General features: G+C 65.6%; 16 protein-coding genes and 1 riboswitch. Of the genes, 15 read left to right on the top strand and 1 reads right to left on the bottom strand.

Features of this window, described 5'->3' with window-relative positions; translation table 11 throughout:
- Nucleotides 1–955: 955 nt before the first annotated feature.
- Nucleotides 956–1,534, bottom strand: coding sequence for a hypothetical protein (locus tag CAG22_RS26670; RefSeq protein WP_085706511.1), 579 nt, complete (start codon nt 1,532–1,534; stop codon nt 956–958).
- A gap of 167 nt (nt 1,535–1,701) precedes the next feature.
- A riboswitch (cobalamin riboswitch) is annotated at nt 1,702–1,922 on the top strand.
- 119 nt (nt 1,923–2,041) lie between these two features.
- Here CAG22_RS26670 and cobO point away from each other — a divergent pair.
- The 15 genes from cobO (at nt 2,042) to CAG22_RS26600 (ending at nt 14,859) form a co-directional block, all read left to right on the top strand.
- Nucleotides 2,042–2,653: a cob(I)yrinic acid a,c-diamide adenosyltransferase gene (gene cobO / locus CAG22_RS26665; protein WP_013971375.1), complete on the top strand. Its 612-nt coding sequence runs from the start codon at nt 2,042–2,044 to the stop codon at nt 2,651–2,653.
- Nucleotides 2,650–3,945 carry a cobyrinate a,c-diamide synthase gene (locus CAG22_RS26660; RefSeq protein ID WP_085706510.1) on the top strand — a complete coding sequence of 432 codons (1,296 nt, stop codon included), beginning with the start codon at nt 2,650–2,652 and terminating at the stop codon, nt 3,943–3,945. Before cobO ends, CAG22_RS26660 begins: the two co-directional genes overlap by 4 nt.
- Nucleotides 3,942–4,592 (top strand): 5,6-dimethylbenzimidazole synthase, encoded by a 651-nt coding sequence (gene bluB / locus CAG22_RS26655; RefSeq protein ID WP_085706509.1) that lies wholly within the window; start codon nt 3,942–3,944, stop codon nt 4,590–4,592. Before CAG22_RS26660 ends, bluB begins: the two co-directional genes overlap by 4 nt.
- On the top strand, nt 4,589–5,497 hold the full coding sequence (gene cbiB, locus CAG22_RS26650; protein ID WP_085706508.1) for an adenosylcobinamide-phosphate synthase CbiB: 909 nt from the start codon (nt 4,589–4,591) through the stop codon (nt 5,495–5,497). Before bluB ends, cbiB begins: the two co-directional genes overlap by 4 nt.
- On the top strand, nt 5,490–6,482 hold the full coding sequence (cobD, locus tag CAG22_RS26645; RefSeq protein ID WP_085706507.1) for a threonine-phosphate decarboxylase CobD: 993 nt from the start codon (nt 5,490–5,492) through the stop codon (nt 6,480–6,482). Before cbiB ends, cobD begins: the two co-directional genes overlap by 8 nt.
- Nucleotides 6,479–7,933: a cobyric acid synthase gene (locus CAG22_RS26640; RefSeq protein WP_085593443.1), complete on the top strand. Its 1,455-nt coding sequence runs from the start codon at nt 6,479–6,481 to the stop codon at nt 7,931–7,933. The genes cobD and CAG22_RS26640 overlap by 4 nt, the downstream gene beginning before the upstream one ends.
- A gap of 1 nt (nt 7,934) precedes the next feature.
- A complete protein-coding gene (gene cobU, locus CAG22_RS26635) occupies nt 7,935–8,456 on the top strand; it encodes a bifunctional adenosylcobinamide kinase/adenosylcobinamide-phosphate guanylyltransferase (RefSeq protein WP_085593441.1) in 522 nt (173 codons plus the stop codon).
- Nucleotides 8,453–9,508, top strand: coding sequence for a nicotinate-nucleotide--dimethylbenzimidazole phosphoribosyltransferase (gene cobT, locus CAG22_RS26630; protein WP_085706506.1), 1,056 nt, complete (start codon nt 8,453–8,455; stop codon nt 9,506–9,508). Before cobU ends, cobT begins: the two co-directional genes overlap by 4 nt.
- Nucleotides 9,505–10,071, top strand: a complete 567-nt coding sequence (locus CAG22_RS26625; protein ID WP_025338028.1) for a histidine phosphatase family protein — start codon at nt 9,505–9,507, stop codon at nt 10,069–10,071. The genes cobT and CAG22_RS26625 overlap by 4 nt, the downstream gene beginning before the upstream one ends.
- 1 nt (nt 10,072) lies before the next feature.
- Nucleotides 10,073–10,795, top strand: coding sequence for an adenosylcobinamide-GDP ribazoletransferase (locus CAG22_RS26620; RefSeq protein WP_085706505.1), 723 nt, complete (start codon nt 10,073–10,075; stop codon nt 10,793–10,795).
- A gap of 343 nt (nt 10,796–11,138) precedes the next feature.
- Nucleotides 11,139–12,257, top strand: coding sequence for a glycoside hydrolase family 5 protein (locus CAG22_RS26615; RefSeq protein WP_170929344.1), 1,119 nt, complete (start codon nt 11,139–11,141; stop codon nt 12,255–12,257).
- A gap of 214 nt (nt 12,258–12,471) precedes the next feature.
- Nucleotides 12,472–12,876, top strand: a complete 405-nt coding sequence (locus CAG22_RS26610) for a MarR family winged helix-turn-helix transcriptional regulator (RefSeq protein WP_046617187.1) — start codon at nt 12,472–12,474, stop codon at nt 12,874–12,876.
- Nucleotides 12,877–12,939: 63 nt separating this feature from the next.
- Nucleotides 12,940–14,142, top strand: a complete 1,203-nt coding sequence (locus CAG22_RS26605; RefSeq protein WP_025338033.1) for an MFS transporter — start codon at nt 12,940–12,942, stop codon at nt 14,140–14,142.
- Nucleotides 14,139–14,261 carry a hypothetical protein gene (locus tag CAG22_RS28870; protein WP_075044023.1) on the top strand — a complete coding sequence of 41 codons (123 nt, stop codon included), beginning with the start codon at nt 14,139–14,141 and terminating at the stop codon, nt 14,259–14,261. The genes CAG22_RS26605 and CAG22_RS28870 overlap by 4 nt, the downstream gene beginning before the upstream one ends.
- A 46-nt stretch (nt 14,262–14,307) precedes the next feature.
- The gene (locus CAG22_RS26600; RefSeq protein WP_085706503.1) at nt 14,308–14,859 is read left to right on the top strand and encodes a glutathione peroxidase; all 552 of its coding nucleotides are present in this window, start codon (nt 14,308–14,310) and stop codon (nt 14,857–14,859) included.
- The last annotated feature ends 529 nt before the right edge of the window (nt 14,860–15,388 follow it).

The following is a 15,388-nucleotide window of genomic DNA, read 5'->3' as shown; positions in this document are numbered from 1 at the left end:
GGTCTTGATCTCGCGCATAGTCCATTTACGATGGCGACGCTTACTCACCTTTTCGCCCTTACGGCGAGTCACTTTTTGTCAAACGCGACAAAAAGTAACCAAAAAACGCTGCGCTCCCATCATCCGGCCCCTCCGCTACGCTACGGGGTTCCCTCGCGCCGGTCTTGCTCCCGGGAGTACGCGCTGCAGGCCCCATCCATGGGGCCTCAGCGCTTGACGGGCATCCATGCCCGTCACCTCCCTCCGCAAGACCTCTGCTCGGCCTCCTGAAGTCGCGAAGATCAAGATCAAGATCAAGATCAAGATCAAGAGCAAGAGCAAGAGCAAGAGCAAGAGCAAGAGCAAGAGCAAGCAGGTCTGGTGGTGGCTCAATGTGCCAGTGAGATGCGCTGCTGTTGCAAAGGTGGCGTGGGGGCGAGACCAAGAATCAGATTTAACACCTTTCTTGTAGGCCGTTTCCCAAAGATACTCTTAACACCTATTCTCCGTTGCGCGCGCCAAATGCGGTCTCAAGTCTCGGCATGTCGTTGACCTTCAATGACCGGGTTAGCCGCCCGAAATCGTCAGACACCGTAGCTGAGCAATACCGAGTAATCGGCATTGGCGCCTTATGGCGGCTGTGCGTGGGGCACCTGCGGGTGCGCCGGGTGCCTGACGTCCCGGTCGGCTAACCCACGTACAGCTGCCACCATACTGTTTAGCCGCGGTTGGTGGTCGCTTCACTATGACAGGAGCCTTGAATGACCACCGAGGAATCGAAATACACAGACGGCAAAACCGGAGCCGCATATAACTGAAAGGTTTAGCAGGGGCTCTGTGGGAGCGGGCGCGCCCGCGAACACCGGCGCAGCCGGTGCCAGCCACCGCGTTGGATTCTTCGCGGGCACGCCCGCTCCCACAGAAACCACGTCGCGCTTGCTAACGCGTTCCGGTCCCGGCCCGAGCCGAAGTTGCTTCAAGCCTGCTTGAGCAACAACGCCACCCCCGGGAAATACTGCCCCAGTTCGTTGTGCAACTTGCGATAGGCATACGGGAAGTACCAGGCGATGGCACAGGCGGTATGTTTCTGCAGATCGTCGACCAGGTCCTGCAGTTCCTCGGGGCTGGCATGCTGGCCAGCCTTCCATGGGCTGATGAACAGCGCCCCGGCTTTCAACTGGCTGGGGTAGGCCACCTGGCGCGCGAGGGCAGCGGTCTGCTGCAGGGCGTCGGCCATGTCCAGCCGGGCAACTTTTGGCCAGCGCTGGCTGACACTGAGGTACAGCGCTTCATCGGCACTACTGATCGACAGGTCGCAGCGCCCTTCGTTTTCGCCTTCGTCGCGCTGCTTCTTGCCGGCAAACTGCTGCAGCGCCGCTAGTTCGGCCTGCCACGCCGCTGCGGCAAGCAGCCCGGTATTGGCCGCGGCGCCATGCCAGTAAGGTGCTTCGGCATCGCCGGCAAACTGGTTGAAGCGGTCGATGCAGTCGCCCCAGCGCTCCAGCACCGGGGCGAGAAACTCCAGGCGCGGGTTGTTGATGATCTGGCCTCGCATGCTGCGCTCTCCTGTTATCGTTGTGATCGCGTTCAGCTGAAAGTGATGGCTATGTGATATCACTGTATTCAGTGTGGCACAACCAGGTGAATTGGCCATTACCCGGGCGGTGCCTGTTCGACTGCAAAGCGGCCCGCTTCGATTGACGCTCCCGGTGCAACCCTCTAACCTTCGCGCGTGTTTCAGGTGCCCTGCCAGCCCCGACTGGGCAGGGTGAAACTGGGAAGCCGGTGGGTGCCAGCATGGCGCGATTCCGGCGCTGCCCCCGCAACGGTAGGTGAGTCGCGGCCGCGCAGGGCCACTGGGTGCCAGCACCCGGGAAGGCGCGCAGGCTTGGGCCAAGGCCCGCTCACAAGCCCGGAGACCGGCCTGATACTGCCAACGGCATCACGGAGGGTGATGCGCGGTGCACCGTGGCGTACGGCCACGGCCCCTGCGCGTTCTCCGTCTGCCCGCCTTTTACCTGTCGCCGCGCGTTGCCGTGGCGCCAGCCAGCGGAGAATCCTGATGAGCGAATCCACCGAACGCGACGAACGCCACCTGGCGCGCATGCAGCGCAAGAAGGCGATCATCGACGAACGCATCGCCAATTCCCCCAACGAATGCGGCCTGCTGCTGGTACTGACCGGCAATGGCAAAGGCAAGAGCAGCTCGGCCTTCGGTATGCTCGCGCGCGCCCTGGGCCATGGCATGCAGTGCGGTGTGGTGCAGTTCATCAAGGGCCGCAACAGCACCGGCGAAGAGCTGTTCTTCCGCCGCTTCCCCGAGCAGGTGCGCTACCACGTGATGGGCGAGGGCTTTACCTGGGAAACCCAGGACCGCCAGCGCGACATTGCCGCCGCCGAAGCGGCCTGGGCCGTGTCGCGCCAGTTGCTGCAAGACCCTAGCGTGCAGTTCGTAGTGCTCGATGAACTGAACATCGCCCTCAAGCACGGCTACCTCGACCTTGACCAGGTGCTGTCCGACATCCAGGCCCGCCCACCGATGCAGCATGTGATCGTCACTGGCCGTGCCGCGAAACCCGAGATGATCGAGCTGGCCGACACCGTGACCGAGATGGGCATGCTCAAGCACGCCTTCCAGGCCGGCATCCGCGCACAGAAGGGCGTGGAACTGTGAGCCGACCGCGCCATTGCCCCGCCGTGCTGATCGCGGCACCGGCCTCTGGCCAGGGCAAGACCACCGTCACCGCCGCCCTGGCCCGCCTGCACCGCAACCTTGGGCGCAAGGTGCGGGTGTTCAAGTGCGGGCCCGACTTTCTCGACCCGATGATCCTCGAGCGGGCCAGCGGCGCGCCGGTGTACCAGCTCGACCTGTGGATGATCGGCGCCGAGGAAAGCCGCCGCCTGCTGTGGGAAGCCGCCGGCGAGGCCGACCTGATCCTGATCGAAGGGGTGATGGGGCTGTTCGACGGCACGCCGTCCAGCGCCGACCTGGCACGCCACTTCGGCGTGCCGGTGCTGGCGGTGATCGACGGCACGGCCATGGCCCAGACCTTCGGCGCCCTGGCCCTGGGCCTGGCACGCTACCAGGCGGACCTGCCATTTGCCGGTGTGTTGGCCAACCGGGTCGGCAGCCTGCGCCACGCGCAACTGCTGGAAGGTAGCCTGACCGAGGGCCTGCGCTGGTATGGCGGCTTGTCCCGCGAGCGCGGTATCGAGCTGCCCAGCCGCCACCTGGGGCTGGTCCAGGCCAGCGAACTGAACGACCTGGACGCGCGCCTGGATGCCGCTGCCGAGGCGCTTGGCGCCAGTTGCGATGCGGCCTTGCCGCCGCCAGTGACCTTTGCCGAACCCGAGCCGCAAACCAGTGCTGCCTCGTTGGCCGGTGTACGCATTGGCGTGGCGCGGGACGAGGCCTTCGCCTTCACCTATGGCGCCAACCTCGACCTGCTGCGCAACCTGGGCGCACAGCTGGAATTCTTCTCGCCGCTGCATGACCGCGAACTGCCGGCAGTGGACAGCCTGTACCTGCCGGGCGGTTATCCCGAACTGCACCACCACGCCCTGGCCGGCAATGCGCCGATGAACGAGGCGATCCGTGCCCATCACGCCCAGGGCAAACCGTTGCTGGCCGAGTGCGGCGGCATGCTGTATCTGCTCGATGCCCTGACCGACGTGGCCGGCGAGCGTGCCGAGCTGCTCGGCCTGCTGCCGGGCGAAGCGACCATGCAGAAGCGCCTGGCTGCCTTGGCCTTGCAGGCGGTGGAACTGCCGGAAGGCACCCTGCGCGGTCACACCTATCACCATTCGCTGACCGGTACCGCACTGGAGCCGATCGCACGTGGCCTGAGCCCCAATGGCGGGCGCGGCAACGAAGCGGTTTACCGCCTAGGCCGGCTGACGGCTTCCTACGTGCATTTCTACTTCCCCTCCAACCCGGATGCGGCGGCGGCGCTGTTGCGACCATGAGCGAACACGCCTACAGCGACGCCGAGCGCGCCGCGATCTACCGGGCCATCGGCGAGCGCCGTGACATGCGCCATTTCGCCGGTGGCGAGGTAGCCCCGGAACTGCTGGGCCGCCTGTTGGCTGCCGCGCACCAGGCGCCCAGCGTCGGGCTGATGCAGCCCTGGCGTTTCATCCGCATCACCCAGCGAGACCTGCGTGCGCGCATCCAGGCCTTGGTGGAAGCAGAGCGGGTGCGTACCGCCGAAGCCTTGGGCGAACGCTCCGACACCTTCATGAAGCTGAAGGTGGAAGGCATCAACGACTGCGCCGAGTTGCTGGTGGCCGCCCTGATGGACAACCGCGAGCCGCATATCTTCGGCCGTCGCACCCTGCCGGAAATGGACCTGGCCTCGCTGGCCTGCGCCATCCAGAACCTGTGGCTGGCAGCCCGTGGCGAAGGCCTGGGCATGGGCTGGGTGTCGCTGTTCGACCCGCAGGCGCTGGCGGCGCTGCTGGGCATGCCGGCCGGGGCCAAGCCGGTCGCGGTGCTGTGCCTGGGGCCGGTGACCGAGTTCTACCCGGCACCGATGCTGGTGCTGGAAAACTGGGCCGAGGAACGGCCCTTGAGTGAAATGCTCTTTGAGAACCAATGGGGAGAGCGCCAATGAGCGTGGCCTTGCTGACTGTGGCCGGGGTGGCCCTGGATGCCTTGCTGGGCGAACCGCAGCGGCGCCATCCGCTGGTAGCCTTCGGCAACATGGCCGGTAACCTCGAGCGCCGGCTGAATGCCGGTGGGCGCGGCTGGCGCAGCCACGGGGTGAGCGCATGGTTCCTGGCCGTGGTGCCGCTTACCCTGGTGGCACTGATCCTCTCCTGGCTGCCGTATATCGGCTGGCTGGTCGACGTGCTGGCGCTGTACTGCGCCGTCGGGCTGCGCAGCCTGGGCGAACACGTGTTGCCGGTGGCCAGTGCCTTGCGCCAGGGTGACCTGCAAGAAGCGCGGCGCCGTGTGGGCTACCTGGTCAGCCGCGAAACCCGTGAACTGGACGAACCTGCGGTTGCCCGGGCGGCCACCGAATCGGTACTGGAGAATGGCAGCGATGCGGTATTCGCCGCGCTGTTCTGGTTCGTGGTCGCCGGCGCGCCGGGCGTGGTGCTGTACCGCCTGAGCAACACCCTGGACGCCATGTGGGGCTACCGCAACGAGCGCTTCGAACGCTTCGGCTGGTGCGCGGCGCGCGTCGACGATGTGCTCAACTATATTCCCGCCAGGCTGGTGGCGTTGACCTACGCGCTGCTGGGCAAGACCCGCCTGGCCCTGGCCTGCTGGCGCAAGCAGGGCCCGCTGTGGGACAGCCCCAATGCCGGGCCGGTGATGGCCGCCGGTGCTGGTGCGTTAGGGGTGGAATTCGGTGGCCCGGCGGTGTACCACGGCGAGCTGCATGAGCGGCCACGCCTGGGTGACGGGCCAATGGCCGACGCCGACGCCATCGAGCGCGGCTGGGGCCTGGTGCAGCGCGGCGTATGGCTGTGGCTGCTGGTGATCTGCCTGGGGGCCTATATCAATGCTTGAACACGGAGGCCGCCTGCTGCGGGCGGTACGGCAATACGGCATCGCCCGCGAGCAGTGGCTCGACCTGTCCAGCGGCATTGCGCCATGGCCTTTCCCGATACCACCGATTCCCGTGGAGGCCTGGGCTCGCCTGCCGGAGACCGAGGACGGCCTGGAGGACGCCGCGCGTGCGTATTACGGCGCACGCCAATTGCTGGCGGTGGCCGGTTCCCAGGCCGCGATCCAGGCCTTGCCGCTGCTGCGCGCAGCCGGCCGGGTAGGGGTGTTGACGCCTTGCTATGCCGAGCACCCATACGCCTGGCAACGGGCGGGGCACCAGTTGCTGGAGCTGGACGAAGCGCAGGTCGAGGCGACGCTCGACAGCCTTGACGTACTGGTGCTGGTCAACCCCAACAACCCCACCGGCCGCCGGCTGCCGCGTGAACGCCTGCTGGATTGGCATGCGCGCCTGGCCGCCCGCGGTGGCTGGCTGCTGGTCGACGAAGCGTTCATGGACAACACCCCGGCGGATGGCGTGGTCGATTGTGCCGAGCGCCCGGGGCTGATCGTGCTGCGCTCGTTCGGCAAGTTCTTCGGCCTGGCCGGCGTGCGCCTGGGGTTCGTTGCCGCCGAACGCAGCCTGCTGCTGCGCCTGGCCGAGTTGCTGGGGCCGTGGACCGTCAATGGCCCGACCCGGGTGCTGGCCCAGGCCAGCCTGGCCGACCACGCCGCCCAGCGTGCGCAGGTCGAACGCTGCGCTGCCGCCAGCCAGCGGCTGGCTATGCTGTTGCGCAGCGCCGGCCTGGCGCCCAGCGGCGGTTGCGACCTGTTCCAGTACGTGCGCAGCGAGCACGCTGCACAACTGCATGACTTTCTTGCCCGCCGCGGCATCCTGGTACGGCTGTTCGAGCAGCCGTCGGCGGTACGCCTTGGGCTGGCTGCCCATGCGGCGGACGAACAGCGCCTGGCCCAAGCCCTGGCGGCCTATCAGAAGGAAACGGCATGACCACCCTCATGGTGCAAGGCACCACCTCCGACGCCGGCAAGAGCACGCTGGTGACCGCACTGTGCCGCTGGCTGTTGCGCCAGGGCGTCGGCGTGGTGCCGTTCAAGCCGCAGAATATGGCGCTGAACAGCGCGGTGACCGCCGACGGCGGTGAAATCGGCCGGGCCCAGGCGGTGCAGGCCCAGGCCTGCCGGCTGCAACCGCACACCGACATGAACCCGGTGCTGCTCAAGCCCAACAGCGACACTGGGGCCCAGGTGATCATCCATGGCCGTGCCGTCACCAGCATGAACGCGGTGGCCTACCACGACTACAAGGCCATCGCCATGCAGGCGGTGCTGGCCTCGCACCAGCGCCTGAGCGCCGCCTGGCCGGTGGTCATGGTCGAAGGCGCGGGCTCGCCGGCGGAGATCAACCTGCGTGCCGGTGACATCGCCAACATGGGCTTTGCCGAAGCGGTGGACTGCCCGGTGATCCTGGTTGCCGACATCAATCGTGGTGGTGTGTTCGCCCATCTGGTCGGCACCCTGGAACTGCTGTCGCCCAGTGAGCAGGCGCGGGTAAAGGGCTTTGTCATCAACCGCTTCCGCGGCGACATCGCCTTGCTGCAGCCGGGGCTGGACTGGCTGGAGCAGCGCACCGGCAAACCGGTACTGGGCGTGCTGCCGTATGTTAACGACCTGCATCTGGAAGCCGAAGACGGCATCGACGCACGCCAGGGGGCAAAGGCCGAGCGCGTGCTCAAGGTGATCGTCCCGGTGCTGCCGCGTATCAGCAACCACACAGACTTTGACCCACTGCGCCTGCACCCCCAGGTGGACCTGCAGTTCATCGGCCCGGGCCAGCCGATCCCGGCCGCCGACCTGATCATCCTGCCGGGTTCCAAGAGTGTGCGCGGCGACCTGGCGCAACTGCGTGAGCGCGGTTGGGACAAGGCCATCGACCGGCACCTGCGCTATGGCGGCAAGCTGATCGGGATCTGCGGTGGCCTGCAGATGCTGGGCCGCGAAGTGCATGACCCGCTTGGTCTCGAAGGGGCCGCTGGCTCCAGCCCGGGGCTTGGCCTGCTCGATTACGCCACGGTGCTCGAAGCCGAGAAGCAACTGCGCAACGTTGCCGGCACGCTGAACCTGGAGGCAGTCCCGGTTGCCGGTTATGAAATTCATGCCGGCGTCACCACGGGGCCTGCCCTGGAGCAGCCAGCCGTGCAACTTGCCGATGGCCGTTGCGATGGTGCTGTCAGCGCTGATGGCCAGATACTTGCCACCTACCTGCACGGCCTGTTCGAAGGCAGCCAGTCGTGCGCGGCGCTGCTGCGCTGGGCTGGGCTGGATGATGTGCAGGCCGTCGATTACCAGGCCCTGCGCGAACGCGATATCGAGCGCCTGGCCGACCTGGTGGAAAAGCACCTGGACACCGCGCGCCTGCGCCAGCTCTGTGGGGTGGCCTGACATGCTCAACCTGATCCTCGGTGGCGCCCGCTCGGGCAAGAGCCGCCTGGCCGAACAGCTGGCCAGCGCCAGTGGCCTGCCGGTGACCTATATCGCCACCAGCCAGCCGCTGGATGGTGAAATGAACCAACGCGTGCTGCTGCACCGCCAGCGTCGCCCTAATGACTGGGGGCTGATCGAAGAACCCCTGGCCCTGGCCTCGGTACTGCGCGCCGAAGCGGCCGAAGGGCGCTGCCTGCTGGTGGATTGCCTGACCCTGTGGCTGACCAACCTGCTGATGCTCGAAGACGACCAGCGCCTGGCCGAGGAGCGTGATGCGCTGCTGGCCTGCCTGGAACAGTTGCCGGGCACGGTCATTCTGGTCAGTAACGAAACCGGCCTGGGCGTCGTGCCCATGGGCGAGCTGACCCGGCGCTATGTCGACCTGGCCGGCTGGCTGCACCAGGCCGTGGCCGAACGCTGTCAGCGCGTGGTGCTGACCGTGGCCGGCCTGCCCCTAATGCTCAAAGGACCTGCACTATGACCCAAGCCTGGTGGCGTGACGCCTGCCAACCCCTCGACAACGCCGCCATGGACCAGGCCCGCGCCCGTCAGCAGCAGCTGACCAAACCTGCCGGTTCGCTCGGCCAACTGGAAGGTTTGGCCATTCAGCTGGCCGGCCTGCAGGGGTGTGAACGGCCGACCTTGGATAACGCCGCGATCAGCATTTTTGCCGGTGACCACGGCGTGGTCGAGGAAGGTATCTCGGCCTACCCGCAAGCGGTGACCGGGCAGATGCTGCGCAACTTCGTCGGTGGTGGCGCGGCAATCAGCGTGCTGGCGCGCCAGCTGCAGGCAAGCCTGGAAGTGGTCGACCTGGGCACCATCGACCCGCACCTGGAACTGCCTGGCGTGCGCCATCTGCGCCTGGGCGCCGGTACCGCCAACTTCGCCCGCCAGCCAGCGATGACCAAGGGCCAGCTGCAGGCCGCCCTGCAGGCTGGCCGCGATAGTGCCCTGCGCGCCGCCGAACAGGGCGCGCAGCTGTTCATCGGTGGCGAGATGGGTATTGGCAACACCACGGCTGCAGCTGCCTTGGCTAGCGTCCTGCTGGGCTGCCCGCCGGCTGAGTTGAGTGGCCCGGGTACCGGCCTGGACCACGCCGGGGTGCGGCACAAGGCCGAGGTCATCGAACGGGCGCTGAGCCTGTATGGCCTGAGCGCCAACGATCCATTGCAGGCACTGGGTTGTGTCGGTGGTTTCGAGATCGCGGCCCTGGCCGGTGCCTACATCGGCTGTGCGCAGGCGGGTATCGCGGTGCTGGTAGACGGCTTCATCTGCAGTGTCGCCGCGCTGCTGGCGGTGCGCCTCAACCCGCAGTGCCGGGCCTGGTTGCTGTTCGCCCACCAAGGCGCAGAACCCGGGCACAAAGCCTTGCTCGACGCGTTGCAGGCCGAGCCGTTGCTGGCCCTGGGCCTGCGTCTGGGCGAGGGCAGTGGGGCTGCCCTGGCCGTACCGCTGTTGCGCCTGGCCTGTGCGCTGCACGGGCAGATGGCGACCTTCGCCGAGGCTGCGGTGGCGGACCGCCCGGCATGATCCTCGACCTGCTGCGCCATGGCGAAACGGAACAGGGCGGCCTGCGTGGCAGCCTTGATGATGCCTTGACCGACAAGGGCTGGGCGCAGATGCGTGGCGCCGTGGCCGAAGCCGGCCCGTGGGAGGTGCTGGTCAGTTCGCCGCTGCAGCGCTGTGCGCGTTTTGCCGAGGAACTGGGCGAGCGGCTGAACCTGCCGGTACAGCGCGAAGCGGCGTTGCAGGAGCTGCATTTTGGCGACTGGGAAGGCCGTAGTGCGGCGCAGATCATGGAAGACCAGGCGGACGCGCTGGGGCGCTTCTGGGCGGACCCTTACGCGTTTACACCGCCCAATGGCGAGCCGGTCGAGGCGTTCGCCGAGCGTGTGCTGGCGGCTGTCGAGCGCCTGAGCCATCAGCATGCTGGCAAGCGTGTGCTGCTGGTCACCCATGGCGGCGTGATGCGGTTGCTGCTGGCCCGTGCCCGTGGTTTGCCGAGGGCGCAGTTGCTGCAGGTCGAAGTCGGCCACGCTGCGCTGATGCGATTGGTGCCGGGTGACGACGGCCAGTTGGTCGAGGGACGCTGAAATGTTGCCGTTGTGGATTGCCTTGCAGTTTCTCAGCAGCCTGCCGGTGAGTCTGCCGGGCATGCCGGCGCCGCGCGAGATGGGGCGCTCGCTGCTCTGCTACCCGCTGGTCGGGTTGCTGTTCGGCCTGTTGCTGTGGCTGGCCAGCCACTTGCTGGAGGGTACACCGGCGCCGTTGCACGCGGCCCTGCTGCTGACGTTGTGGGTGTTGCTCAGTGGCGCCTTGCATCTGGATGGCCTGGCGGACAGCGCCGACGCTTGGCTGGGTGGTTTCGGTGACCGCGAACGCACCCTGCTGATCATGAAAGACCCGCGTAGCGGGCCGATTGCCGTGGTGACCCTGGTGCTGGTGCTGTTGCTGAAGTTCTGCGCGTTGTGGGTGCTGGTCGAGCAGGGCATTGGCGCGCAGTTGCTACTGGCACCGTTGATCGGGCGGGCGGCGATGCTTGGGTTGTTCCTGAGTACGCCTTATGTACGACAGGGTGGTTTGGGGCAAGCGCTGGCCGAGCACCTGCCCCGGCATACGGCCGGCTGGGTGCTGCTGGGCTGTGTGCTTTTTTGCCTGGTCCTGGGCGGGTGGGTCGTGGTGCTGGCGTTGGCGGTGTTTGCCTGGTTGCGACAACTGATGTGCCGGCGCCTGGGCGGGACTACCGGCGATACCGCTGGTGCAATGCTGGAGTTGCTCGAACTGGCCGTGGTGCTGGGGTTGGCGTTGGGCCTCTGAGCCTTGCTCTGGACCCTGTAGGAGCGGCCTTGTGTCGCGAAAGGGCTGCAAAGCAGCCCCGGCAATTTATGCACTAACGCTGAAATCGTGGGGCTGCTTTGCAGCCCTTTCGCGACACAAGGCCGCTCCTACAAGTGACCGCGCAAGCAGGGTGTTTCTGTAGGGCGTTTCTGAGCCTAACGTGTTGGTAAATTCCTGAAAAAACTCAGCAAGAACCGGCATTTTTTCACTGGCGTATGCTTGTCCCTCCCGCAAACTGTCGAGGAGTGTCGGCACCATGCGTCATGTCATTCTCGCTGCGTTTTTGTTGGCCATGGGGCCTGCTGCCATGGCAGCCGATCTCATGGCTTTCTGGAACGCCCCCCGCCACGGTGGCAACAGCTTCAACCGGCTGCCGCCTGATCAAGCCTACTTCGACGCCTTGAGCGGTTATGGCGCGACCTGGGTGCGGCTGTCCTACGACAAATGGCAGCCGGCGGAACGCGACTTCCTCCTCGGCGATGCCGATGCCTACCAAGGCCTGCCTGCGGCCGACCTGGCCACGCTGCGAGCCACCCTCGACCGCGCCCATAAGGCCGGCCTCAAGGTGGTCATCGCACCGCTTTCGCTACCCGGCATGCGCTGGTCGCAGAACAACCAGGGCCAGTTCGACGACCGCCTCTGGCAGGACAAACGCTACTGGTTGCAGGCTGCGGCCTTCTGGCGGGATCTGGCCCGTGAGCTGAAAGGTCACCCGGCCATCGCCGCCTACAACCTGGTCAACGAGCCCGCCCCGGAGAAGCAAGGTGGCCTGGCCGAGCATGCCGACCCTGGGCAAATGCAGCAGTGGTATGCACGGCAGCAGGGCAGTGCGCGTGATCTGCCGGCCCTGTATCGGCAGTTGATAGCGGCCATTCGCGAGGAGGACGCGGACACGCCGGTCATGCTCGATGCCGGCTGGTTCGCCGCCGCCGACGCCTTCGGTTACTGGCCGGCACCTCTGGAAGACCAGCGAGTGCTGTACAGCGTGCACATGTACGAACCCTATCTGGTGACCAGTGCACCGAACATGACGCGCAAGCAACCCATCGCCTATCCCGGCCCGGCACCGTTCGCGGGGCAGACGCAGCAGTGGGATGGCCAGCGTGTGGCGCAATACCTGCGCCAGCCGCTGGACTGGGCCGCGGCCATGAACGTGCCTCGCTCGCGGTTGGTGGTGGGCGAGTTCGGCTGTATGCGCAGGCTGCCGGGCTGCCGGCAATACCTGGAAGATGTGCTCAGCGTACTGGATCGCCATCGGTTGCACTGGGCCTTCTACAGCTTCCGTGAGGATAACTGGGACGGCATGGACTACGAATTGGGCTCGGCCAAGGTGCCGTGGCGCTATTGGCAGGCAATCGAGCAGGGCGCTCCAGACCCGCTGGTGCGCAAGGCTACAGTAGGTTTCGAGCCGATTCGCCGGCGCTTGAACCGGGTTAAGTAATTGGGGGCCGCTTTGCGGCCCATCGCCGGCAAGCCAGCTCCCACAGTTACGGCGACAACCTCGAGAGCAACGCTGTACCTGTGGGAGCTGGCTTGCCGGCGATGGGCTGCGTAGCAGCCCCACTTAACGCTATCTGACAGGCATCAGGGCTGAGGGGCGTCGGTAATCGTTAAATCTCTTGCAACACACATGACGCGGGTATATACACGTATCCATGTTGACCAGTGAATGCATCTGCACCCATCTGCGTCGTGCCGCCCGTGGGGTGAGCCGGCATTACGACGAGGCCCTTGCCGGCTTCGGGGTCAATGTCGCCCAGTTTTCCCTGTTGCGTCATCTGCAGCGGCTCGATCGCCCCAGTATCACCACCCTGGCGGAGGCCATGGGCCTGGAACGTAGTACCCTGGGCCGCAACCTGCGGGTGCTGGAGGCTGAAGGGCTGGTGGCCTTGGCTGATGGTGACGACCAGCGCAACCGCGTGGTGCTGCTGACCGAGGCCGGTACCCAGCTGCTGCACGCTGCCCATCCAGCCTGGGAACAGGCTCAGGCCGAACTGGTAGAGCGGCTGGGGGCAGGGCAGCGGGATGAACTGGTGCGTTTGCTGAACCAGCTGGCTTGAATTGATACAACTATAAGCGGGTATATACCCGTAAAACCTTGCGATGTGCTGGAGATAACGACAATGACTTCGGTGTGGCGAACCAGCGGGTGGGTATTGGTGGGGGCAGCGCTGATCCTGGCGCTGTCCCTGGGTGTACGGCACGGCTTCGGCCTGTTCCTGGCGCCTATGAGCGCGGACTTCGGCTGGGGGCGTGAGGTATTCGCCTTCGCCATTGCCTTGCAGAACCTGATCTGGGGGCTGGCGCAACCGTTCGCCGGCGCCCTGGCCGACCGCATGGGTGCGGCGCGGGTGGTGATCATTGGCGGTATTCTCTACGCTGCCGGGTTGGTGCTGATGGGCATGGCCGACTCGGCCTGGTCGTTGTCGCTGAGTGCCGGCTTGCTGATCGGCATCGGCCTGTCCGGCACTTCGTTCTCGGTCATCCTCGGCGTGGTCGGGCGTGCCGTGCCGGCGGAGAAGCGCAGCATGGCCATGGGCATTGCCAGCGCTGCCGGTTCTTTCGGCCAGTTCGCCATGTTGCCGGGCACCCTCGGCCTGATCCAGTGGCTGGGCTGGTCCGCAGCGTTGCTGGTACTGGGCCTGATGGTGGCGCTGATCGTGCCCTTCGTCGGCCTGCTGCGCGACCGGCCGCTGCCCACCCATGGTGCCGAACAGACCCTGGGTCAGGCCTTGCGCGAGGCGTGCTCGCACTCCGGCTTCTGGTTGCTGGCGCTGGGCTTTTTCGTTTGTGGTTTCCAGGTGGTGTTCATTGGCGTGCACCTGCCGGCCTACCTGGTCGACCAGCACCTGGCCGCGACCACCGGCACAACGGTGCTGGCGCTGGTAGGCCTGTTCAATATCGTCGGTACCTTCACCGCGGGCTGGCTGGGCGGGCGCATGTCCAAGCCGCGCCTGCTGACCGGGCTGTACCTGCTGCGTGCGGTAGTGATCGTGCTGTTCCTCTGGGCGCCGGTGACTGAAGTCAGCGCTTACCTGTTCGGCATCGCCATGGGCCTGCTGTGGTTGTCCACGGTGCCGTTGACCAACGGCACGGTGGCCACTGTGTTCGGCGTGCGCAACCTGTCCATGCTTGGCGGTATCGTCTTCCTGTTCCACCAGCTGGGCGCCTTCCTGGGCGGCTGGTTGGGCGGGGTGGTGTATGACCGCACCGGCAGCTACGACCTGGTCTGGCAGATTTCCATCCTGCTCAGCCTGCTGGCTGCCGCCCTCAACTGGCCCGTGCGCGAACGCCCGGTCGCCCGCCTGCAGGCCCAGGCCGCATGAACCGCTACCTGGCTCGAGGGCTACTGGCCGTCGCCGCCCTGTTGCTGCTGGCGCTGGTGTGGTGGGGCTGGCACAAGGGCGGGATGGCGCTGATGCAGCTGGGCATGAGTGTTTGTTAGGCGCTACCCTGCAAGTTCAGGGATTGTCTTGCGGGAGAAACGAGTCATGCGTGCACATTGGTTGACGGTGCCGGTGCTGGCCCTGCTTGCCGGCGCATCGAGCTGGGCTGCCGATTGCCCGGCGTTGTTGCAGGGTAGCCTGCCAGAGTTGCGGGGCAAGGGGCAGGTGGACCTGTGCCAGCGCTTTGCCGGCAAGCCGCTGGTGGTGGTCAACACGGCCAGTTACTGCGGTTTTGCGCCGCAGTTCGAGGGGCTTGAGGCGGCATACAAGGAATATCACGAGCAAGGCCTGGAAATGCTTGGCGTGCCGTCCAATGACTTCAAGCAGGAGGACGCCGATAGCGAAAAGACTGCCAAGGTTTGTTATGCCAACTATGGCGTCACCTTTACCATGACCAAGACACAGGCGGTTCGGGGCGCGGATGCGATACCGCTGTTCGCGGAACTGGCCAGCCAGAGCAGTGCGCCGAAGTGGAATTTCTACAAGTACGTGGTAGACCGCAAGGGCAAAGTGATTGGTAACTTTTCCAGCCTGACCAAGCCGGATGATCCAGCGTTCCGGGCAGCCATCGAAAAGGCCATTGCCTCCCAGCCATAACCTGGCTGCTCTTGCTCTTGCTCTTGCTCTTGCTCTTGCTCTTGCTCTTGCTCTTGCTCCTGCTCCTGCTTCGGCTTTTGCTTCTAAGCGCGCGATAGTTCAGGCGCCGCCGATTGCGACTTCAGGAGGCCGAGCGAAGGGACTGCGGAGGGAGGTGACGGGCATGGATGCCCGTCAAGCGCTGAGGCCCCATGGATGGGGCCTGCAGCGCGTACTCCCGGGAGCAGGCCCGTAGCGAGGGGACCCCGGAGCGCAGCGTAGGGGCCGGATGATAGGAGCCAGCGTTTTTTGGTTACTTTTTGTCGCGTTTGACAAAAAGTGACCCGCCGTAAGGGCGGAAAGGTGATTAAGCGCCACCTTCGAAAATGAATGTTGACCTTGTTGTTGATGCCCACGCTTGAAAGCGAAGAGCGAAGAGCGGAAAAGTACCGGTCTTGATCTCGCGCATAGTCCATTTACGATGGCGACGCTTACTCACCTTTTCGCCCTTACGGCGAGTCACTTTTTGTCAAACGCGACAAAAAGTAAC

The sequence above is a fragment of the Pseudomonas sp. B8(2017) genome (assembly GCF_002113575.1).
Classification (GTDB): Bacteria; Pseudomonadota; Gammaproteobacteria; order Pseudomonadales; family Pseudomonadaceae; genus Aquipseudomonas; species Aquipseudomonas putida_Z.
Note: the sequence above shows the minus strand (reverse complement) of the source record. Positions and strands in the feature narration are given on the sequence as shown.